Genomic DNA, 20,457 nt, shown 5'->3' with positions numbered 1-20,457 from the left:
GCGGCTAGGGCACCACCACGATATTCCCGGTATGCCGCTTCTCGATGAAAGCGGCCTGTCCCGCGTGAAAGGCCTCGAGCGGGTAAGTCGCCGCGAGCATCGGCTTGACCTCACCTGCCTCGATGTAGCCCACAAGCCTTTGGAAGATCTCGGGAGGCACCGCCGTCGACCCGTGGAACGTCAGGTCCTTCAGGTAGAGCGTCCGCATGTCGAGCTCGACGATCGGGCCCGCGATGGCACCAGACGTCACGTAGCGCCCGCCGCGTGACAGCGCGTCGATGAGCATGCTGAAATATTGCCCCGCAACGATATCGGCCACGACGCTCACATCGCGCTGACCGATCGCGGCCTCGAGGGCACCGGGGAGATCGGCGGGCGCGCGCGGCAGGATGGCGTCGGGCCCACAAAGCGCGACATCCGCGTGCTTGGTTTCCGAGGCCAGCGCGACCACGCGGGCCCCACGCCTCTTGGCCAGCTGTATGAGCGCGCCGCCCACGCCTCCTGAGGCCCCGGTCACGAACACCGTGTCGCGGGCCGAGACCTCTGCGCGGGTCAGCATCCCTTCGGCAGTCGAGTAGGAGCAAGAGAATGTCGCGAGTTCCGCGTCGCTCAGGTCGCTCTCGACGGGCACGGCATTCCGGTGATGCGTCTTCGTATACTCGGCAAAGCCGCCATCCGCCTCGGACCCGAAATAGCCCATTTTGTCCCGGTTGAGCGGGTCGTCCCAGTCGCGCAGCCATGCATCCGTGATGACCCTGCGTCCGATGAGGCTTTTGTCCGCGCGTGCGCCCACGGCCACGACGTGGCCGCAGACATCCGCGCCCTGAATCCTCGGGAAGGCGACGCCAGCCCCACCCCACGTGTTATCCTCTGCGGCGTCGAGGCTCTCATAGGCCGCCCCGGTCGTGGCTTCGGTGACGCTCTTCGAGTACCAGCCCGCGCGCGTGTTCACGTCGGTATTGTTCATCCCGCAGGCCGCCACGCGGATCAGCACCTCCTCCGCGCCGATCTGGGGCACCGGCCACGCGGGCTCGAACTCCAGAGCCTCCGGCCCGCCGTGGCGCTTCAGCACCATGGCCCGCATCGTTTTGGGAATGGTCTCAGTCACGGGGCGCCTCCTCGTCCTTTGCTTCGGTACCGCGAAGAATTGCGCTGGAAAAGACGCGCGTCGCCCGGCACGGTGGCCGCGAGACGGAGGGACACATGAAAGCGCTGGTGATGCATGAGCTGAGCGGGCCGCTCACGCTCGAGGACGTGGCAGATCCCGCCTGCCCCGCGGACGGCGTGGTCATCGAGGTCACCGCCTGCGGGGTCTGCCGGTCGGACCATCACAGCTGGAGCGGGGGAGATCCCGTGATGCTTCCGCATATCATGGGCCATGAATTTGCCGGCGTGGTCGGGGAGGTGGGCCCGGATTGCGCGCTGAAGACCGGGCAGCGGGTGACGGCCCCCTTCATCCTGAGCTGTGGAGACTGCCCTGACTGCCGCGCGGGCCGCCCCACCATCTGCGACACCCAGTATTGCCCGGGCTTCCACGGCCCCGGCGCCTTCGCAGAGCGACTGGCCATCCGCGCAGCCGATTTCAACGCCGTGCCCTTGCCCGACGCGATCCCCTTCGATGTCGCCGCGGCCATGGGCTGCCGCGTGACGACCGCCTGGCGGGCCCTCGTGGATCGGGCGGCGCTCCAGCCGGGGGAGTGGATCGCGGTCCATGGCTGCGGCGGCGTTGGCCTCTGCGCCCTTCTCATCGCACGCGCCCTCGGGGCACGCACCATCGGGATCGATCCCTCGCCGGAGGCGCGCGCCCTCGCAAAATCCCTCGGCGCGGAGATTACGCTCGATGCCGGACAGGTGGGTGAACTCCTCGAGATCACTGGAGGCGGCGCCCATGTGGCGCTCGATGCCCTCGGGATCACCGCCACCTTCGACGCGTCGCTCCGCTCCCTGCGCAAGCTCGGACGGCACGTCCAGATCGGGATGCCCACGGGGCCCCATGCGACGGTGCCCCTGCCTCTTCTGGAGCTCGTCTATGCGCGCCAGCTGTCGATCCACGGCATGCGAGGTCTCGGCGCGGCAAGCTTTCCGCCGCTCCTCAAGCTCATCGAGGAGGGCCGCCTTGACCTCGGCCCGCTCATCGTGGACCACATCGCGCTAACGGACGTGGAAGGGATCTTCCATGCCATGACGGCCCACGCGACCGCGGGCATCAACGTCGTCACACGCTTCGATCGATAGGGAGGGCCGCATGGCCGTAAAGGAATTCTACCAGAACTACATCGACGGCCAGTGGGTCGACGGAGGCGATGGACGGATCGAAGTCACGAACCCCGGCACGGGCGTAAAGCTCACCACCCACGCCATGGCCGACGCGGCCGATGTCGCCCGCGCGGTGGCGGCCGCCAGGCGTGTCCATGAGAGCGGTGCCCTGACCATGGTGCGCCCAGTGGAACGGGGCCGCATGGTGCAGGCCATGGGCCGGTACATTCTCGAGCATCTCGACGAGGTGGCGGAGCTTCTGACCCTCGAACAGGGCAAACCGCTCTGGGAGGCCAAGCAGGAGATCCGAGGCACAGCCCGGTATTTCGAGTATTACGGCGGGCAGGCCGACACGGTGGAGGGGAAGTCGATCCCCCTCGGTCAGAAGTACTACGACTTTACCTCTTACGAGCCCTACGGCGTCTCCGCGCAGATCATCCCGTGGAACTACCCGGTGGAGATGGCCGCCCGATCCATCTCGGCAGCGCTCGCCACGGGAAACACGGTCGTCGTCAAGAGCTCTGAAATCTGCCCCTGCTCGTCCTACATCTACGCGGAGGCGGCCGAAGCCGCGGGCTTCCCGGCAGGCGCGGTGAACATCGTGTGCGGCTATGGCAACGTGGCCGGCGCGGCCCTGACATCCCATCCGGATGTGCGGCAGGTCGTCTTCACCGGCTCGGTCAAGACGGGCCAGACCATCGCCCGCGCTGCCGCCGATATCCTCGCGCCCTGCGTGCTCGAGCTCGGCGGCAAATCTGCCGGCATCGTCCATGCCGATGCCGATATCGACGGCTTCACCAACAATGTCCGCTGGGGAATCTACTTCAACTCGGGTCAGGTCTGCTCGGCGATGAGCCGGATCATCGTGCACGAGGACCGTCACGACGAGGTGGTCGAAAACATCTCCGCCATGGCCAAGGGGCTCTCCGTCGGTCCCGGCATCGAACGGCCCGAGTTCGGCGCCAATATGGGCGCGATGATTTCGCTCAAGCAGCGCGACCGTGCCGTGGGCCTCGTGGCGGGCGCGCAAAAGGCAGGCGCGCGCGTCGTCACCGGCGGGCGTCCGCTCAACAACGACGGCAGCTTCATGGAGCCCACGGTCCTCGCCGACGTCACGCCCGACATGGAGGTGGCCCAGGAGGAGATCTTCGGGCCGGTCGTGTCCGTCATGAAGTTCCGGACGCCCGAGGAAGCCATTCAGATCGCCAACGGCACGCCCTACGGTCTCGTGGGCGGCACCTTCACGAAGAATCTCGATCAGGCCATGCGCGATGCCCAGCAGCTTCGCGCCGGGCAGATCTACGTCAATGAATGGTTCGCCGGTGGCGTCGAGACCCCCTTCGGAGGCTACGGACAGTCGGGCTATGGTCGCGAAAAGGGCCGCGAGGCGCTTTTCAACTATGTGCAGACCAAAAATGTCGCGATTTCCATCGGTGGCGGCGCCGGGCGGAGCTGACGCAACCGAATCCATTTTGGGACTGTCGAAAAGTGTGTCATGCTGCAGCGCAGCGTGCACCTTTCGCGCGTGCAGAAGCAGGCGTCAGCCATGGAAGATGTCACAATCTACCTTTCCCCCGGGTTCAACCTGACAACGACGTTCCTGATGACGGACGGCTTCGCGGCGCTGAACGCGCTCGATACCGCCCCGCGCTACCGCCTCGTCTATGCATCAAAGGCTGGTGGACCGGTCAAAAGCGCCCAGGGCCCTGCTATCGAGACCGACGACGTCGACCTCATCAAGAGCAGCAGCGACATCGTGATCGTCTCAACGAGCCAGGAGCCAGAGGCCGCCACCGGCGCGCCCCTGGCCCGCCATCTCCGGTACTGGAGCCGCCAGGGGCGGCTCATCATCGGGCTTGAGAGCGCGGCCTTCGCCTTCGCCGATGGCGGGCTCCTCGAAGGGCCGGCGGCCATCGCTGCGGAATACCAGGGTGCCTTCAGCGCGGCCTATCCGCGCGAGACGCTCTCGAACACGCTCTACGATACCGCCGGTACCGTGCGCACATGCGTGGGCGGTGCCGCGGCACTCGACATGGTCCTCGCCCTCCTCGCCGAGCGCCACGCGCCCGATCTCGTGCGTGCCGTGCGAGACAGACTGGCCGCCCCGCCCCTGCGCGAGGGCAGCCAGGCCGTCACCGGCGGCTCGCAAACTCCCCTGGGAGAGGGCATGCCGAAGCCGCTCCTGTCGGCCATCGAGCACATGCGCGCCGCGCTCGATCAATCGCTCTCCGTTCCCGCGCTTGCGTCCGTCACGCAGCTCTCCCAGCGCCAGCTCGAGCGCCTCTTTCGGAGCCATACCGGCCGCTCACCCAACCAGTACTACCGCATGCTGCGCCTTGACCGGGCCCGGGAAATGGTGACGCGAAGTGCGCGGCCGATGCCCGAGATCGCGCGGGATTGCGGCTTCACGAGCCCGGTGCACTTCAGCCGCGCCTACAAGGAGCAATTTGGCCTCCCGCCCATGCGCGACCGCGTCCGCAGCCGCGTCGGTTGACCAGCGCGACCGATGGATTCGGGCGGGCGGGTCGAATTTCGGAGCGCAGCGGAGAAAGAGGTCCGTCCCGTCCGAAAAGATGAAGGGAAGTGGTGGCGTGGGGGAGACTTGAACTCCCGACCTCTCGATTATGAGTCGAGCGCTCTAACCAGCTGAGCTACCGCGCCATGGAGCGGCGGAATAGGCGGCGCGCCGTGCAGGGTCAAGTCGCAATTCACGCTTGCGGCACCCCTCCTGCCACGCTTTTACGTCTGCCATGGACTTTCTTGATCATCTGCGCGCCATCCTTGGCGCGCCTCACGTTCTGACTGGCCAAGACTGCGCCAAATGGGCCAGCGACTGGACAGGCAAATATCGTTGGGCTCCCTTGGCGGTCCTGCGTCCTGCCAACGCGGCAGAGCTCAGCACCGCCGTCTCGGCCTGCCACGCAGCAGGCGTCGCCATGGTCCCGGTGGGCGGCAATACCGGGCTTACCGGGGCGACCTCCGCCGATGGGGCGATCATGGTCTCGCTCGATCGCATGAACGCCATCCGCCGGATCTCCCCGGAGGCCCGCGTGGCCGTCGTCGAAGCGGGCGCCATCCTGCAGTCCATCCATGACGCCGCGGCCGTTCATTCTCTCGTCTTCCCCCTCACCTTCGGCGCACGGGGATCAGCCACCATCGGAGGGGCCCTCGCCACCAATGCGGGCGGCTCCAACGTGCTGCGCTACGGAAATACGCGCGAGCTCTGCCTGGGGCTCGAAGTGGTGATGCCCGACGGACGCATCATGGACCTCATGACAGAGCTCCGGAAGGACAACTCCGGATACGCGCTCCGGCAGCTCTTCGTGGGCGCGGAGGGCACGCTCGGCTTCATCACCGCGGCTGCGCTCAAGCTCTTCCCCGCGCCAAAGGTCAGCGTGACCGCCATGGCGGCCTTTGAGCGGTTGGAGGACACGCTCGGCCTCCTCAACGATCTGCAGGAGGCCACGGGGCAGGCCGTCGAGGCCTTCGAATACATGCCCCGACGCTACATCGAGCGCCACGTCGCACATACCGGAGCCGCCGAACCCTTCACTGCGGCCCATCCCGTGAACGTCCTCATCGAGGTGGCCTCGACCCGGGCGGACGACGCCGGAGACGGCGCAGACGGCGGCGAATCCGCCCTGCTCGACCTCGTCACCGGCCATCTTGCATCGGCCCTCGACAGGGGCGTTCTGTCAGACGCCGTCGTGGCGCAGAACGAGGCGCAGCGCCGGGCCATGTGGGCGCGCCGCGAGATGGCCGCGGAGCTCACGTTCACGGGCCAGCCCATCGTCGACACCGACATCGCCCTGCCACTTGACGCGGTGCCGAGCTTCCTGGCCGAGATCGGCCCGCGCCTCGCTCCGCTCGACGATCGCGCGGAGGATTTTGTCGTCTCCCACCTGGGCGACGGCAATCTTCATTACACGGTCTATCCAAGCCGCGACGACGCGGAGCTGAAGCAGGCCATGGTCGAAGCCATCGAAGATCTGACGCTGTCCCTTGGGGGATCGTTCTCGGCGGAACACGGGATCGGCCTGTCGAAGCTGGGCTCCATGGCACGCAGAAAGGATGCCGTGGCCCTCGATGCCATGCGCGCGCTCAAACAGTCCCTCGACCCGGAAAACCTGATGAACCCCGGCAAGGTGCTGCCCTGAGCGCGTGGCAGCCTGCGCGGGCACCAGTGCACAGGTCTCTTGGAGGCTCAGGCCGTCTCCCGCCAGTCGAAGAACCCGGGGGCCGCGCGACCAAGCAAGCTCTCGGCCAGAGTCGCGCCGAGATCCGTGCCTTGGTCGACGGAGCCTGAAATCTCGTCCGCGAGGCGCTCTGAGCCATCGGGGCGCAGGATCTCGCCTCGCAAGTGGATCCGAGTGCCATCGAGCTCCGCAAGCGCGGCGATGGGGGTCTCGCAGGAGCCGTCGAGCGTTTTGAGAAAGCTGCGCTCCGCAGCGAGCCGTTGCCCCGTCTCCCGGTCATGGATGGGTGCGAGCAGGTCAGCGATCTTCGCGTCATCCGCGCGCCGCTCGATGCCGATGGCGCCTTGCGCCACTGCCGGCAGCATGTCTTCCGGGGCAATGGGGCTCTTCCGGACATCCTCGAGCGCCAGCCGGCGCAGGCCGGCCATGGCGAGGAAGGTGCAGAGCGCCACACCGTCTTCCAGCTTCTTCAGGCGTGTCTGTACGTTGCCGCGAAACTCCACCACCTCGAGATCGCCCCGGTAACTCAGAAGCTGGGCCCGGCGGCGCAGCGAGGAGGATCCGACACGCGCGCCGCGCGGCAGATCGGCGAGGGAATGATCGCCCAGAGAGACGAACGCATCCCGCACGTCCTCGCGCGGCAGGTAGCAGTCGAGCACCAGCCCGTCTGGCTGCAAAGTCGGCATGTCCTTCATGGAGTGCACAGCGATGTCGATACGGCCAGCGAGGAGGTCATCCTCGATCTCCCGCGTGAAGAGCCCCTTGCCCCCGATCTCCTTGAGCGGTCTGTTGAGGATCTTGTCCCCGGTCGTCTTTATGACAACGATCTCAAAGGCTTCCTCCGGCAGCTCATGGGCCGCCATGAGCCGCGCACGCGTCTCATGGGCCTGCGCCAAGGCAAGGGGTGAGCCACGCGTGCCGATTTTGAGCGGGGATGCTGCGGACAAATCACTCATATCCCCTTCCTAATTGCGTCGCGAGAGACTGGCAAGTAGAGTGTCATCTGAAGTTGACACTTGCAAAAGGCCCGCCGCCCCATGAAAGACATGCGCATGACCGAGAAAACGATCCTCAAGGCGCTCGGGGGCGAGCGGCAGGCCACGCCGCCCATCTGGATGATGCGGCAGGCGGGCCGCTATCTCCCCGAGTATCGCGCCACGCGCGCGCAGGCCGGGGATTTTCTGTCCCTGTGCTACACGCCGGACCTCGCGGCGGAGGTGACCCTCCAGCCGATCCGGCGCTACGGCTTTGACGCCGCGATCCTCTTTGCCGATATTCTCCTGCTGCCACAGGCGCTTGGCGCGGATCTCTGGTTCGTGACGGGCGAAGGTCCGCGGCTCTCGACGATCACCGATGCCGCTGGCATGGCAGCGCTGAAGGGCAAGGATGATATCCATGAGCACCTCGCGCCGGTCTACGAGACGGTGCGGATCCTGTCGCGCGAACTGCCCGAGGAGACAACGCTCATTGGCTTTGCGGGCGCGCCATGGACGGTGGCGACGTACATGATTGCCGGCCGGGGGACGCCGGACCAAGCACCGGCCCATGCGCTGCGCGAGGGGGCGCCGGAGGTGTTCGACGCGCTCATGGCGCGGCTGACGGAGGGCACGATCGAGTATCTCTCAGCCCAGATCGACGCTGGCGCAGAGGTGGTGAAGCTCTTTGACAGCTGGGCCGGATCGCTCAAAGGCGAGGCTTTTCAGAAGTATGCATTGGAGCCTGCGCGGGTGATCACCCAGGCGCTCAAGGCGCGGCATCCCGGCATCCCGGTCATCGCCTTTCCGCGCGAGGCGGGCGACGGTTACGTGGGCTTTGCCAAGGCGACCGGGGCCGATTGCGTGGCCCTCGACAATTCCGTCTCGGCCGAGTGGGCCGCGCAGCACGTGCAGGTTGATGGATGCGTGCAGGGAAATCTCGCGTCTTCCCACATGGTGACGGGGGGCGAGGCGCTCGTGGACGAGACCCGCGCCATCGTGGAGGCTTTCCGCAATGGTCCGCATATCTTCAATCTCGGCCACGGCATCACGCCGGACGCGGACCCCGAGAATGTCGCGCTGATGATCGAGACCGTGCGCTCGGCGTAAACCAGTCCTGGGCGGCGATCTGCAGCAAAACGCGCGACGCAGCAGCCGGTCCCATTCGCACACGGAGACATGAAAAAGGGCCCCGCGGGGCCCCTCCTCGATCAGGCGGCCTCAGTGGCCTGCAGCGCATCGGGGGGCGGCGGTGCCGCGCGGAGCTTCAGCGTCCCCGGCCCCCATTCACGCACATCATTGCCCAGAACAGCCGTGCGCAGGGAGGTCATCCGCTCGCGGCGCTCGGTCTCCGGCATTTCAAGCGCGCGGAGGATCACCCGGTCGAGCGAGCGATGGGAGAACGGATTCGTCTCGAGTGCCGCGGGCAATTCCACGGCGGCCCCTGCGAACTCGGACAAGACGAGGACACCGTCGCCATCCACGCGGCTCGTGACGAACTCCTTGCAGACGAGGTTCATTCCGTCGGCCAGCGGCGTGATCCATGCCACGTCCGCCGCGCGGTAATAGGCCACGAGCTCCGCGAAGGGGATGGGCCGCGAAATGAGCGCCACGGGCTGCCACTCGAGCGTGCCGAAGCGGCCATTGATCCGGCCCGCCGTCGCTTCGATCTCGTTCTGGATTTCGGCATAGGCCGTCATGCCGCGATTGGCGCTGACCGAAACATGCATCAAGCGCAGCGTCCCGCGCAGATCCGGGTTCTGCTCCAGCACCCGTTCGAAGCTCTCGAGCTGCTGAACACCGCCCTTAGTGTAATCCGTGCGTCCGACGCTGAGAATGAGGCGTTGGCCGCCGAGATCCTCTTTGAGCCGCGCCAGCGCGCTGCCGGTCTCCTCGGAGCGAGCGTTCTCGTCGATGAAGGCGGTGTCGACGCCCACGGGCGTCACGCTTACGGCCACGGTGCGGGCCTCGCCCGTGATCAGCGTCGGCACGAAGCGTTCGGTGAGGGCCGTGCCCTCGTTGATCCACTTAGCCGGGACGCGCATGCGCTCGCTCACATCCACATCGAAGAGGGAGCGGGCGACACTCACGAAATTCGACGCGTAGCGCGGGATGTGAAAGCCCACGTCATCGCAGGCGAGAAGCGAGCCGATGATCTCCTTTCGCCACGGCAGTACGTTGAAGATGTCTGCCGAGGGGAAGGGTGTGTGGTGGAAGAACGCGATGCGCACATCCGGGCGCAGCTCGCGCAGGTAACCCGGCACCAGCCAGAGATTGTAGTCATGGACCCAGACGAGCGCGCCGGGCGCCGCTTCTTCGGCGGCGGCCTCGGCAAAGCGCCGGTTCACTTCCTGGAAGTTCGGCCAATCGACCGGGTCGTAATTGTAGCGTTCCTTGAACGCGTGAAGGATCGGCCAGAAAGCCTCCTTCGAGGTGACATGGTAGAATTCACGCACCTGCTCGGCCGTGAGCGGAAGGCGGGAGACTGTGTAGGCACCGTAGGCATCCTTGATCTCCACCTTCCGCTCAAAGTCCGGATTCTCGAGGTCTTCGGATTGCTTCCACGCAATCCAGGCCCCGTGATCCACACTGCCGAAAAAGCTCTTCAGCGTCGGGACGATCCCGTTTGGAGACTTGTTCTCCTTGAAGACGATCTTCCCGTTTTCCTCGACCTCCTCGTAAGGCTGCCGATGGTAGACGATGACGAGCTCTGACGACATGGGCGGCCTCCTTAGGCGGGTTTGAACATCTCTTTCTTGATGATGGCTTCGGCGATGCCCGCTACGCCGATCCCCTCGGCGATGTGAACATGCTCATGGCCCTCAAGCTCCTTGATGAGCGCGGGCTCGGAGCCGCCCACGGCCACGGCCGGCAGGCCGAGCGAGAGCATGGAAAGATCGTTCAGCGTGTCACCGGCGACCAGCACCCGTTCGTTGCGGATCCCGAGATGGGACAGGAGACGCAGTAGTGACGGACCTTTGGAGACATCCTTGGGCAGAACATCGAAGAATTTGTCGTCGGATACGAGCGCGTCGAGACCGAGATCGGCGACGATGTCGAGCGCTTTGCTGTCAAAGCGGCCCGGATCCATGTCGTAGCTCACGCGGAAGCGGAAGCCGGTACTCTGGAGCTTGAGGCCGCTCGTGTGATGCAACGCCGCTTGCACGCGGGCATTGGCTTCGTTCCATTTTTCTGAAATCTCCGCCTCGAGGGCATCAATCGGGCGCAGGTGAAAATCATCGCCCATCTCCGCGATCGTGGTGCCCACATCGGCCACGACGTAGTCGGGCTTCGGGACGCCGCGCTTGCGGACGAGATCATTGATGAAGCCCGGGTCCCGGCCGGTGACGAAAATGAGGCCCACGCGGGAGCGATTGCTCTCGATGAACTGGTAGAGCTTCTTGCGGTCTTCGTCGGTGCCACCGAGGAAGGTGCCGTCGAGATCGGTGGCGAGGACCAGATCCTTGTCGGCGATGGTGGCGGTTGCGGGGCTGTCGAATGTCTCGTGACGGGTCATGAGATCCTTTCTGCAAGTGTTGCTATGTCTTCGTTCGAGGCCGGGTGATTGAAGGCCACGTCCATGGCTTTCGGTTCGGCTTCGATCGGTCTGGCCCAGAGGGCCGCGAAAGCGGGGCCGAGCTCGGCCCCGTCATGGAGAATGGCGCGCACCGTTTCACAGATGGGCATGGCGACGCCGATGGAGCGGGCGAGGTCGGTCACGCTCTTGGCGTTCACTTCACCTTCGACAACGACGGGCCTCCCCTCGAAGCATTCCGCGCGCGGAATGCCCTGTCCTAACTGCTGACCGAGCGACATGTTCCGCGACGTGGGCGAAGAACATGTGAGCGCGAGGTCGCCGATGCCGCTGAGGCCGGTCACCGTCTCGCGCCGCCCGCCGAGTGCCTCGGCGAGGGATTTGAGCTCGTCGAGGCCGCGGGTGATGAGGGCCGCGCGGGTGTTTTCGGCAAATCCTGCGCCGGTCATCATCCCGCAGGCGATGGCGATGACGTTCTTGACGGCGCCGCCGATCTCCACGCCCACGAGATCGTCGGAGATATATGTGCGGAAGCTTTCGGTCGTGAGCGTGACGGCAAGGCGCGCAGCGGGGCTGTGCTGCGGCTTAAGGCGATCGGCGTAGGAGAAGGGAAACGCGCAGGTGGCGGCGGTGGGATGGCCCAGCGCTGTCTCCACCGCGAAGGTGGGCCCGGATACGCAGCCGATAGGATGGCCCGGCAGCTCTTCCTCGGCGACCTGTGTCATCAGAAGGCCGGTCTCCGCCTCGATGCCTTTGGCGCAGATGGCGATGGGGATGCCGGGGTCCGCGTATTCGGCCACTTGGCGAGAGACCGAGCGGATCGCGCGGGAGGGAACCACAATGAGGGCAGCCTCGGCACCGCTCAGCGCCGCGCGCATCTCGTGGACGCCGCGCAGCCGCGAGGGGAGTGCCACGCCGGGCAGGAAGGGTGTCGTGTGGTGAGCATTGATCTCGTCGATCACAGCCTCTTTCCGGCCCCAGATGCGCGTCTCGACTCCGGCATTGGCGAGCGTGGCGGCGAGGGCGGTGCCCCAGGAGCCCGCCCCGATCACGGCGACCCGCTCGTAGCGCGGTGCCTCCGACGGCAGATGTTGTTCCGGAAATGGCTGATGCCTCATGAATTCCCCTCAAGCGGCGACACCCCAAGGTGCCAGACTCAAATGTCGTGCGGTGTGATCCCTCACTTAATGCCGCATATGCAAAATGGGTTCCTTCGCCCGGAAATTTCTGCCCGCCCATTCTCCAAATGCTCAAAATTTGAGCGAAAAGCATGGTCTCTGGGCAAGCAGAATGTTTACCCGCGACATCCGAAGGTCGTTTTCGGAACTTTCAGGCTACTTGCCCTATTGTTGCAGTGCAGCGAGAAAAACGAGGAACACATGAGCATGAGCACCGACCACACCCGCACAGTTCGTACGGCCATCTTCCCCGTTGCCGGCATGGGCACACGCTTCCTTCCCGCTACAAAAGCGACCCCGAAGGAACTGCTCCCCGTGCTCGATACGCCGCTCATCCAATATGCTATCGACGAAGCCCGCGACGCGGGCATCGAGCGCATGATCTTCGTGAGCCATCCGGACAAAGCCTCCATCGAGCGTCACGTGATGGACGACGTGAAGCTCCGCCGCTCGCTGCGAGAGAAGGGCAAGGAGGCGCTCGCCGAGGAATTGAAGGATGCGGCGCTCTGCCCGCAGGACGACGACGTCATCTTCTGCATGCAACATGAGCCGCTGGGCCTCGGTCACGCCGTGCTACAGGCCGCCCCCCACGTGCTCGACGGCGCTGTGGCCGTACTCCTGCCCGACGATCTGATCCTCGGCACACCCGCTCTTGGAGAAATGGTGGCAGCCTACAAGGATTGCGCCGCTGGACACATGGTGGCGACCATGCAGGTGCCGCTCGAAGAAACGAAAAAATACGGCATCCTCGACGTATCGGGCCGCGATGGCCGCACGCTCACCGCGACGGGGATGGTGGAAAAACCAGACCCGACGAAGGCACCAAGCCGCGAGGCAGTCGTCGGGCGCTACGTGCTCGATGCCAGCATCTTCGACGCGCTGCGCAGCCAAGAGCCCGGCGCAGGCGGGGAAATCCAACTGACGGACGCGATTTCACGTGGGGCAGGCAGCCTCGGCCTCGCGGGCTACCAGTTCTCCGGGCTCCGCTTCGATTGCGGCTCCAAGGCTGGCATGCTCCGCGCGACGCTGCATCTCGCGGCCGATGATCCCGAACTGTCTCCCGTGCTCGCGGAGCTATCTCCGGCGGCGATCGCAGCGGAGTAACGCGTCTCTGAGTAACAGAAAAAGCCCCGGGTGAGCGCTGGCTCACGCCCGGGGCTTTTTCATGCCCACTTCGCGAGGGGCGGCAGGCTCATCAGGACGGCATTCGCATCATGCCCTGTCTCTAGGCCGAACTTGGTGCCTCGGTCGTAGACGAGATTATACTCGGCATAGAGCCCGCGGTGGACGAGCTGCGCGTCCTTGTCGGCCTCTGTCCACGGCTGATCGCGGTGCTTTTCGACCTGCGGCAGATAGGCAGGAAGAAACGCGCGACCGACATCCTGCGTCAGCGCGAAATCCGCCTCCCAATCGCCAGTGTTGCGATCATCGAAGAAGATCCCGCCCACGCCCCGGGCGCGCTTTCGGTGGGGGACGTAGAAATACTCGTCCGCCCAGGCTTTGTATTCGTCGTAGATGTCGGCGCCGTGCGGGTCGCAATGGGCCTTCAGCACGCGGTGGAAATCGGCGGTGTCCTCGTCGTACTCGATGCACGGGTTGAGATCAGAGCCGCCCCCGAACCACCAAGCATGGGGGGTCCAGAACATGCGCGTGTTCATGTGAACGCTCGGCGTGTGCGGGTTCTGCATGTGCGCCACGAGCGAGATGCCGGAGGCCCAGAAGCGCGGGTCTTCGGCCATGCCGGGAATGCCCTTTCGCGCGGCCATGGCGGCCTGCGCGCGTGCCCCCAGCGTGCCGTAGACGGTAGAGACGTTGACGCCGACCTTCTCGAAGACGCGCCCGCCGCGCATCACGCTCATGAGGCCGCCACCCGCATCCGAGCCATCCTCGGCGGTACGGGAGGTCTCCGTGACCTCGAAGCGGCCCGCGGGCCGATCCGCGAAAGGGCCAGTCTCCTGCGTGTCTTCCAGCGCCTCGAAGGCGGCGACGATATCGTCGCGCAGCCGGCGAAACCAGGCGGCGGCTTTGACTTTGCGGTCGTCAAACATCTCGGTCATGGTCGTGTCTCCCTGCGCTGACAGTTACCAGAGCCTCTCTGGCCTCGCCAGCCCCGCGCCGCCTTGATCCAGAACAAGAAATCGGCGTGCTGGGTGAGTGTCCCGGTCAGTGGGCCGGGACGGAGACCGGGTCGATGAGGGTGCGCCCGCCATCGACCGTGATGATCTGGCCGGTCATGAAGCCCGACCCGTCGGAGGCGAGGAACTGCACCGCTTCGGCCACTTCCCGCGCGGAGGCGATGCGCGAGAGCGGCGTCACCTCGCGGATGGTATCCCCGTAATCCTTGTGCTCGGCCATCTTCTCTTCAAGGAAGGACGACATGACCGAGCCGAAGGCCACGGCGTTGACCCGGATGCGGTGATCGGCGAGGGCCACGGCGAGCGAACGTGTCATCTGGTCGAGCGCGGCGGTGGAGACGGAAAAGGCGAGAAGCTCCGGCTGCGTGAAGCGGGCGGCGATAGAGCTGAGGTTGACGATGGAGCCGATATTCCCGTCCTTGTCCTCGCCCTGCTTGATCATCCGCTTGGCCACCTGCTGGCTCAGCCGCAGCGAGGACATGAGATTCTGCTCGAGGCAGAGCGCCATGCTTTCGTCATCGGGGTCCGTGGGGTCCGACGGGATCACCTGGCGCGCGGCGTTGACGAGGATGTTGACCTCGTCGAAGGCGTCGAGCGTGGCCGAGACGAGATTGGCGACGGTGAGCTTTTCCCTCAGGTCGCCGGCGTAGAGCTGCGCCGTGGAGGTGTCGGACACGAGATCGCCGATCTGCTCCTTGAGGGCGTCTTCGTCCATGTCCGCGAACATGACATTGGCGCCGGCATCGAGGAAATGCTGCCCGATGGCGAGACCGACGCCGTGGGCGGCCCCGGTCACGATGGCGGTTTTACCCGCTATGGAGAATGACATGGCTGTCCCGAATCTGGCTTGTCGAGCGACCTTAGCGCTTCGGTCGGGTGGCTTGGAAGAGCTTGAAGCCCTCGGTGCCGGGGGGACCGGCGAGTTCCGTCACGTGACCGAAGTGGCGCGCGAGGGTCTCCTCGTAGGGGAGGTGGCGGTTGGCGACCATCCAGAGTGTGCCGCCGGGCAAGAGGCTCCGCGCGGCGGTGGCGATGAAGGCCTGGCCCAGTTCGGGCGTGCCCTTGCGGCCGGCGTGGAAGGGCGGGTTCATGATGACATGCTGCGCCTTCTCAGGGGCCTGCCAGCGCGTGGCATCGGCCCAATGGGGCGTGGTGTTTTGGGTATTGGCCTCCGCGCAGGCGAGCGCCGTGGCGTCCGCCTCCACCATGTCGATAGCGTCGGCACCCCTGGCCTCGGCCACCGCCGAGAGATAGCCCCAGCCCGCGCCGAGATCGATGACACGGCCCGAGAGCCGCTCCGGCATCACCTCGGCCAGCGCGTAGGAGCCCGGGTCAATCCCGTCGGCGGAGAAGACGCCAGGCGCCAGCGTGAAGCCGTAGGCGTCCGGCGGGACGTAGAGCCAATCGGCGAAGGACTCCGCGCTTCCGGTCATCCAGAAGAGGCGGCCATGGGCCTTCGTCACGCTGCCCTCCACTTCGGCCCGCTCCCGGCACGCGCGCCAGAGGCTGTCGACGCCGTCGGTCTTCTGCCCGTCCACGAGCACGCGCGGCGCGAGCACGAAGGAGGTGGCGATGAGATCGCGCGCGAGGTCCTTCGAACGGGGCAGGACGACGAGGACGGCGGCGTAGTCGGCGTGGGCCTCGGGGTTCACCGCATGGGTCGCGCCGAACTGCTCCGCCACGCGAATATCCGGCGTCTCGATGACGCAACCCGGCAGCGCGGAGAGATCGGTGTCGAGCGCGGGATGGCGCACAAGAACGGGCCCGGCGAGCCCGAGCCCCTCGTCCAGCGCGAGGCCAAGCCTCACGCTATTCTTTTTCCATGGTGCATTGCAGCGGGTGCTGGTGACGGCGGGCAAAATCCATCACTTGGGCCACCTTCGTCTCCGCGATCTCGTGCGAGAAGACGCCCACGACCGCCACGCCCTTCTTGTGGACCGTGAGCATCAGCTCGAACGCCTGGGAATGGGTCATCCCGAAAAACCGCTCGAGCACCATGACTACGAATTCCATGGGCGTGTAATCATCGTTGAGGATCAGCACCTTGTAGAGCGGCGGCTTCTTCGTCTTCGTGCGGGTCTCAAGCACGACACCGGCATCACCATCCTCGGCGTCGTCGGCTGCGGCTTTCCACTGGTCGATCATGCGGGTCACGAAGACATCCTCTGCGGCTCGGCCCTGTTATATAAGGCCGCGCGCTGGCATGGAAAGATCAAACGGCGACCGGCCCGAGAAGGAAACGGATTTTGGTGAAACGCAGCCTCACGACGCTGGCCTTCGATGCCGACGATACGCTCTGGCACAACGAGACGTTCTTTCAACTTACACAGGAGCGGGTGGAGGGGCTGCTCTCCCCCTATTGCGACCGCGTCACGCTCCATACTCGTATGCTGGAGACCGAGCGGCGCAACCTCGGACGCTACGGCTACGGGGTAAAAGGCTTCACGCTCTCGATGATCGAGGTCGCCATCGAGGTGAGCGAGGGCCGCGTGCCCGCCTCTGTCATCTCCGAGATCATCGAGGGTGGGCGCGACCTCCTCGCCCATCCGGTCGAACTTCTGCCCGGCGTCGCAGACACGCTGGAGGCGGTGGCAGGCTCTTATCACCTCATGCTCATCACCAAGGGCGACCTCTTGCACCAGGAGGAGAAACTCGCCGCCTCCGGGCTCGGCGATCTCTTCAATGCTGTCCATGTCGTCTCGGAAAAGGACACGGGCACCTACCGGCGCTGTCTCGGGGACCGGGCGGAGGCCACCATGATGGTGGGCAATTCCATGCGCTCCGACATCCTGCCCGCGCTCGCTGCCGGGGCCTTTGCCACGCATATCCCCTTCGAGATCGAATGGGCGCTCGAAGCCGCCGATGCGCCCGCCGATCACCCGCGGTTTCACACCGTGGAGGCCATAGAGCGGCTGCCGGAGCTCCTGACACAATTTGGCTGAATGCCCGCCACAAAGCCGCCACGATCGGACATCTGGGGGCAAAGCGCCGCCGCGACCCCAGATATCACGCGAAACGCCCTGAAATTGCCACAATTCAGGCACGAATTTCAGTTCTGCCAATGGAGTCCGTGTGTTAGGCTCCTCGCAAAGGTGATTGGCACGCGGGACAACCTGCGGCCCCGAGGCAGATAGAGGCAGTGACGTGATAAAGCGTCTTTTTCAGGCAGCCCGCATCGGGCTCATGTGCATTTGTATCATTTACGCGGGTCAGTCCCTGGCGGCACCCTACGCCGCCATGGTGATCGATGCCCGCTCAGGCGAGGTTCTTCACTCACGGAACGCCGATACCCGGCTCCACCCCGCCTCCCTGACGAAAATGATGACGCTCTACATCGCGTTCCAGGCAGTGGAGCGCGGCGAGATCACGCTCGACACGCCGGTGACGATCTCGCGGAAGGCCGCGGCGGAGCCGCCGTCGAAGCTCGGGCTGCGCTCGGGCTCGAAAATCCGGCTGCGCTATCTCATCCGCGCCTCCGCGATCAAAAGCGCCAATGATGCCGCCACGGCCATCGGAGAGGCGATCTCCGGCTCCGAGGCGGCCTTTGCCCGGCGCATGAATGCCACGGCTAAGGCCATGGGCATGACGCGCACCACCTTCAAGAACGCGCACGGCCTCACGGAAAACGGGCACCTGAGCACGGCGCGGGACATGACGACGTTGGGCCGCCACGTGCTCTATGACTATCCGCAATACTACAATCTCTTCTCGCGGCGCTCGACCCATGCCGGGATTGCCGAGGTCTACAACACCAATCGCCGCCTCCTGAACGCCTATCGCGGCGCCGACGGGATCAAGACGGGCTACACACGGGCCGCCGGATTCAATCTCGTGGCCTCCGCCGAGCGCGGGCAGGAGCGCGTGATCGCCACGGTCTTCGGCGGCCGCTCCACGGCCACGCGCAACGCGCGGGTGGCGGAACTCCTCGACATGGGCTTTGACCGCGCGCCCACGCGCGTGGCGCTCCGAAAGCCCGTGCTGCAGGCCATCCCTGGCGGCACCGGAGGCAAGACCGTGCGAATCCAGACCGCTGTCCGCAAGAGCCTGCGCCCACAGCTCCGCCCGGGCTCCTCGGAGCCCGCTGCGCCGGTGCTCAAGGTGGCAAAGGCTGACATCCTTGAAGCGCTGGAGACGGCCACGGAGAATGCGCCAGCCGAGAGCGGATCCGACGTGGCGGTGGCGAGCTCCATCCTGCCGCGCAAGCGCCCGGCGGAGATCGCCGCAGCGGCGGCCGAGCCCGAGATCGTCACGCGCGCCTCCACCTCCGGCGGCAAGCAGTGGGGCATCAATGTGGGGCGCTATCCGTCCCGCTTCGCAGCGGAACGCGCGCTCCTCCAGATCGCGCTGGCGGAGATGGCCACGCTCGACGGGACACTGCGCAAGGTCGTACGGCACAATGCGGGCTTTGACGCGAATTTCGCGGGCATGACGCGCGACAGCGCCGACATCGCCTGCCGTCGTTTGCAGGCCCGAGGCACGCAATGCTTCATGATGGGCCCGGGCTGAGCCACCGAGAGCCACAATTTTTTGCAAAAATTCGCGGCGCTGCCCTGCGACCGGGGCATGCGGGTCAGGCGACCTCGTCGCTCAGTTCGAATGCCGCGGAGATGAGCGCACGCGTGTAATCCGTGCGCGGCGCGTCGAAGATCTGATCGACCGTCCCAGCCTCGACCACGTCCCCGTCCTTCAACACCATAACCTTGTGGCTCAATGCGCGCACGACCTTCAGGTCATGGCTGATGAAGAGATAGGCGAGCCCGTAGCGCTCCTGGAGGCCGCGGAGGAGATCCACGATCTGGCTCTGCACGGTCATGTCGAGGGCGGAGGTGGGCTCATCGAGGATGACGAGCTTGGGCCGCAGGATCATCGCACGGGCCACGGCGATGCGCTGGCGCTGGCCACCGGAGAATTCATGGGGGTAGCGGTCCATGGAGGCCGGGTCTATCCCCACTTCCTCGAGGATCGCGGCCACCATGTCTCGCGGGCGCTGTCCCTTTTCCACGCCGTGGACGCCGAGGCCTTCGGCCACGATCTCGGCCACCGACATGCGCGGCGAGAGGGAGCCGAACGGGTCCTGGAAAACGATCTGCATGTCCTTCCTGAGCGGGCGCATCTGCCGGGGCCTGAGGCCCTGGATGTCGCGCCCGAGGAAGCTGATGCGATGCTCGGACCCGATGAGGCGCATGATGGCGAGCGCGAGCGTCGTCTTGCCGGAGCCGCTCTCGCCGACGATCCCCACCGTCTCGCCCGCACGGACCGAAAGCGTGGCGTCGTTTACCGCCTTCACGTAGCCCACCGTGCGCTTGAGGAAACCACGCTGGATGGGAAACCAGATCTTCAGGTTCTCGGTTTCCGCCACGACCGGGGCCTCGCTCTGCACCGGCGCGGGCTGGCCCGTGGGCTCTGCGTTCAGGAGCTTCTGGGTGTAGGGGTGCTCGGGCGCGTCGAAGACATCCGCCGTGCGCCCGGCCTCCACGATGAGCCCGTCCTTCATCACGCAGACCCGGTCGGCGAACCGGCGCACGATCGTGAGGTCGTGGGTGATAAAGAGCATGGAGAGGCCCTCGGAGCGCTTGAGCTCGGCGAGGAGCTCGAGGATCTGCGCCTGGATCGTGACGTCGAGCGCCGTTGTGGGCTCGTCCGCGATGAGGAGCTCGGGCCCGTTGGCCAGCGCCATGGCGATCATCACGCGCTGCCGCTGCCCGCCCGACAGCTGGTGCGGATAGGCCGTGAGGCGGCTCTCGGCGTCCCGGATGCCCACCTTGTTCAGCAGGTCAAGCACCCGCGCCCTCGCCTCTTCTCCCTGCACGCCCTGGTGCAGCGCGAGGCTCTCGGTGAGCTGCTTTTCGAGCGTGTGGAGCGGGTTGAGCGAGGTCATCGGCTCCTGGAAGATGAAGCTGATGTCGTTGCCGCGGATGCGCATGAGCTCGCGCTCGCTCATCCCCACGAGCTCTTCGCCGCTGTAGCGCACTGAGCCCGCCACGCGGGCGTTGGAACCCAGAAGGGAGACGGTGGAGAGTGCGGTGACGGATTTGCCGGACCCGCTCTCGCCCACGAGTGCGACGGTTTCGCCCTTCTCGATCTTGAAGCTGACACCTTTGACCGCCTCAGAGGACCCAAAAGCAACCTGGAGGTTGGAGACTTCGAGGACGGAGGTCATGACGTGTGCCTCGGCGCGCATGG

The 20,457-nt window shown here is 65.7% G+C and carries 18 protein-coding genes and 1 tRNA gene; 8 read left to right on the top strand and 11 right to left on the bottom strand.

Annotated elements, in window-relative coordinates:
• Window positions 1-4: 4 nt before the first annotated feature.
• Window positions 5-1,084, bottom strand: a complete 1,080-nt coding sequence (locus tag AAFM92_15885) for an alcohol dehydrogenase family protein (GenBank protein ID MEL7301857.1) — start codon at window positions 1,082-1,084, stop codon at window positions 5-7.
• Window positions 1,085-1,203: 119 nt separating this feature from the next.
• On the opposite strand from AAFM92_15885, the gene AAFM92_15880 reads away from it, so the two are divergent.
• The 3 genes from AAFM92_15880 to AAFM92_15870 all read left to right on the top strand — a co-directional run bounded on the left by AAFM92_15880 (window position 1,204) and on the right by AAFM92_15870 (window position 4,750).
• Window positions 1,204-2,235: an alcohol dehydrogenase catalytic domain-containing protein gene (locus AAFM92_15880; GenBank protein MEL7301856.1), complete on the top strand. Its 1,032-nt coding sequence runs from the start codon at window positions 1,204-1,206 to the stop codon at window positions 2,233-2,235.
• A gap of 10 nt (window positions 2,236-2,245) precedes the next feature.
• Window positions 2,246-3,712, top strand: coding sequence for an aldehyde dehydrogenase family protein (locus tag AAFM92_15875; GenBank protein MEL7301855.1), 1,467 nt, complete (start codon window positions 2,246-2,248; stop codon window positions 3,710-3,712).
• A gap of 90 nt (window positions 3,713-3,802) precedes the next feature.
• On the top strand, window positions 3,803-4,750 hold the full coding sequence (locus AAFM92_15870) for a helix-turn-helix domain-containing protein (protein MEL7301854.1): 948 nt from the start codon (window positions 3,803-3,805) through the stop codon (window positions 4,748-4,750).
• Window positions 4,751-4,840: 90 nt separating this feature from the next.
• Here AAFM92_15870 and AAFM92_15865 read toward each other — a convergent pair.
• Window positions 4,841-4,917, bottom strand: a tRNA-Met gene (locus tag AAFM92_15865).
• Window positions 4,918-5,006: 89 nt separating this feature from the next.
• Here AAFM92_15865 and AAFM92_15860 point away from each other — a divergent pair.
• Window positions 5,007-6,413 carry an FAD-binding oxidoreductase gene (locus AAFM92_15860; GenBank protein ID MEL7301853.1) on the top strand — a complete coding sequence of 469 codons (1,407 nt, stop codon included), beginning with the start codon at window positions 5,007-5,009 and terminating at the stop codon, window positions 6,411-6,413.
• Between the two features lie 47 nt (window positions 6,414-6,460).
• Here the strand turns inward: AAFM92_15860 and hemC are convergent, their stop codons facing one another.
• The gene (hemC, locus tag AAFM92_15855; GenBank protein MEL7301852.1) at window positions 6,461-7,408 is read right to left on the bottom strand and encodes a hydroxymethylbilane synthase; all 948 of its coding nucleotides are present in this window, start codon (window positions 7,406-7,408) and stop codon (window positions 6,461-6,463) included.
• Between the two features lie 96 nt (window positions 7,409-7,504).
• Between hemC and hemE the strand changes: the two genes are divergently transcribed.
• Window positions 7,505-8,536: a uroporphyrinogen decarboxylase gene (gene hemE, locus AAFM92_15850; GenBank protein ID MEL7301851.1), complete on the top strand. Its 1,032-nt coding sequence runs from the start codon at window positions 7,505-7,507 to the stop codon at window positions 8,534-8,536.
• A gap of 101 nt (window positions 8,537-8,637) precedes the next feature.
• Here the strand turns inward: hemE and ggpS are convergent, their stop codons facing one another.
• Genes ggpS through AAFM92_15835 form a run of 3 tightly spaced genes read right to left on the bottom strand, consistent with a single transcriptional unit; the run spans window position 8,638 to window position 12,079 of the window.
• On the bottom strand, window positions 8,638-10,146 hold the full coding sequence (gene ggpS / locus AAFM92_15845) for a glucosylglycerol-phosphate synthase (GenBank protein MEL7301850.1): 1,509 nt from the start codon (window positions 10,144-10,146) through the stop codon (window positions 8,638-8,640).
• Between the two features lie 11 nt (window positions 10,147-10,157).
• Window positions 10,158-10,943: an HAD-IIB family hydrolase gene (locus AAFM92_15840; GenBank protein MEL7301849.1), complete on the bottom strand. Its 786-nt coding sequence runs from the start codon at window positions 10,941-10,943 to the stop codon at window positions 10,158-10,160.
• The gene (locus AAFM92_15835) at window positions 10,940-12,079 is read right to left on the bottom strand and encodes an NAD(P)H-dependent glycerol-3-phosphate dehydrogenase (protein ID MEL7301848.1); all 1,140 of its coding nucleotides are present in this window, start codon (window positions 12,077-12,079) and stop codon (window positions 10,940-10,942) included. Before AAFM92_15835 ends, AAFM92_15840 begins: the two co-directional genes overlap by 4 nt.
• 261 nt (window positions 12,080-12,340) lie before the next feature.
• On the opposite strand from AAFM92_15835, the gene AAFM92_15830 reads away from it, so the two are divergent.
• On the top strand, window positions 12,341-13,243 hold the full coding sequence (locus AAFM92_15830) for a UTP--glucose-1-phosphate uridylyltransferase (GenBank protein ID MEL7301847.1): 903 nt from the start codon (window positions 12,341-12,343) through the stop codon (window positions 13,241-13,243).
• 59 nt (window positions 13,244-13,302) lie between these two features.
• Here the strand turns inward: AAFM92_15830 and hemF are convergent, their stop codons facing one another.
• The 4 genes from hemF to clpS form a co-directional block, all read right to left on the bottom strand.
• Window positions 13,303-14,196, bottom strand: coding sequence for an oxygen-dependent coproporphyrinogen oxidase (hemF, locus tag AAFM92_15825; protein ID MEL7301846.1), 894 nt, complete (start codon window positions 14,194-14,196; stop codon window positions 13,303-13,305).
• A gap of 106 nt (window positions 14,197-14,302) precedes the next feature.
• A complete protein-coding gene (locus AAFM92_15820; GenBank protein ID MEL7301845.1) occupies window positions 14,303-15,103 on the bottom strand; it encodes an SDR family oxidoreductase in 801 nt (266 codons plus the stop codon).
• A 31-nt stretch (window positions 15,104-15,134) separates the two neighbouring features.
• The gene (locus AAFM92_15815; protein ID MEL7301844.1) at window positions 15,135-16,082 is read right to left on the bottom strand and encodes a methyltransferase; all 948 of its coding nucleotides are present in this window, start codon (window positions 16,080-16,082) and stop codon (window positions 15,135-15,137) included.
• A 1-nt stretch (window position 16,083) separates the two neighbouring features.
• Window positions 16,084-16,419 (bottom strand): ATP-dependent Clp protease adapter ClpS, encoded by a 336-nt coding sequence (clpS, locus tag AAFM92_15810; protein ID MEL7301843.1) that lies wholly within the window; start codon window positions 16,417-16,419, stop codon window positions 16,084-16,086.
• A 104-nt stretch (window positions 16,420-16,523) separates the two neighbouring features.
• Here clpS and AAFM92_15805 point away from each other — a divergent pair, with 104 nt between their 5' ends.
• Window positions 16,524-17,216: an HAD family hydrolase gene (locus AAFM92_15805; protein MEL7301842.1), complete on the top strand. Its 693-nt coding sequence runs from the start codon at window positions 16,524-16,526 to the stop codon at window positions 17,214-17,216.
• 241 nt (window positions 17,217-17,457) lie between these two features.
• Entirely contained in the window at window positions 17,458-18,780 is a 1,323-nt protein-coding gene (locus tag AAFM92_15800; GenBank protein MEL7301841.1) for a D-alanyl-D-alanine carboxypeptidase family protein, read from the top strand.
• Between the two features lie 64 nt (window positions 18,781-18,844).
• Here the strand turns inward: AAFM92_15800 and AAFM92_15795 are convergent, their stop codons facing one another.
• A complete protein-coding gene (locus AAFM92_15795) occupies window positions 18,845-20,434 on the bottom strand; it encodes an ABC transporter ATP-binding protein (protein MEL7301840.1) in 1,590 nt (529 codons plus the stop codon).
• Between the last annotated feature and the right edge of the window lie 23 nt (window positions 20,435-20,457).

The sequence above is a fragment of the Pseudomonadota bacterium genome (genome assembly GCA_038533575.1).
Taxonomy (GTDB): Bacteria; Pseudomonadota; Alphaproteobacteria; order Rhodobacterales; family Rhodobacteraceae; genus Shimia_B.
The sequence above is the reverse complement of the archived record's forward strand: the minus strand, read 5'-3'. Positions and strand labels throughout refer to the sequence as shown.

Coding starts and splice junctions, on each gene's coding strand:
- AAFM92_15885 (MEL7301857.1), bottom strand. CDS start 1,084: ATGCGGGCCATGGTGCTGAAGCGCCACGGCGGGCCGGAGGCTCTGGAG.
- AAFM92_15880 (MEL7301856.1), top strand. CDS start 1,204: ATGAAAGCGCTGGTGATGCATGAGCTGAGCGGGCCGCTCACGCTCGAG.
- AAFM92_15875 (MEL7301855.1), top strand. CDS start 2,246: ATGGCCGTAAAGGAATTCTACCAGAACTACATCGACGGCCAGTGGGTC.
- AAFM92_15870 (MEL7301854.1), top strand. CDS start 3,803: ATGGAAGATGTCACAATCTACCTTTCCCCCGGGTTCAACCTGACAACG.
- AAFM92_15860 (MEL7301853.1), top strand. CDS start 5,007: ATGGACTTTCTTGATCATCTGCGCGCCATCCTTGGCGCGCCTCACGTT.
- hemC (MEL7301852.1), bottom strand. CDS start 7,408: ATGAGTGATTTGTCCGCAGCATCCCCGCTCAAAATCGGCACGCGTGGC.
- hemE (MEL7301851.1), top strand. CDS start 7,505: ATGACCGAGAAAACGATCCTCAAGGCGCTCGGGGGCGAGCGGCAGGCC.
- ggpS (MEL7301850.1), bottom strand. CDS start 10,146: ATGTCGTCAGAGCTCGTCATCGTCTACCATCGGCAGCCTTACGAGGAG.
- AAFM92_15840 (MEL7301849.1), bottom strand. CDS start 10,943: ATGACCCGTCACGAGACATTCGACAGCCCCGCAACCGCCACCATCGCC.
- AAFM92_15835 (MEL7301848.1), bottom strand. CDS start 12,079: ATGAGGCATCAGCCATTTCCGGAACAACATCTGCCGTCGGAGGCACCG.
- AAFM92_15830 (MEL7301847.1), top strand. CDS start 12,341: ATGAGCATGAGCACCGACCACACCCGCACAGTTCGTACGGCCATCTTC.
- hemF (MEL7301846.1), bottom strand. CDS start 14,196: ATGACCGAGATGTTTGACGACCGCAAAGTCAAAGCCGCCGCCTGGTTT.
- AAFM92_15820 (MEL7301845.1), bottom strand. CDS start 15,103: ATGTCATTCTCCATAGCGGGTAAAACCGCCATCGTGACCGGGGCCGCC.
- clpS (MEL7301843.1), bottom strand. CDS start 16,419: ATGATCGACCAGTGGAAAGCCGCAGCCGACGACGCCGAGGATGGTGAT.
- AAFM92_15800 (MEL7301841.1), top strand. CDS start 17,458: ATGTGCATTTGTATCATTTACGCGGGTCAGTCCCTGGCGGCACCCTAC.
- AAFM92_15795 (MEL7301840.1), bottom strand. CDS start 20,434: ATGACCTCCGTCCTCGAAGTCTCCAACCTCCAGGTTGCTTTTGGGTCC.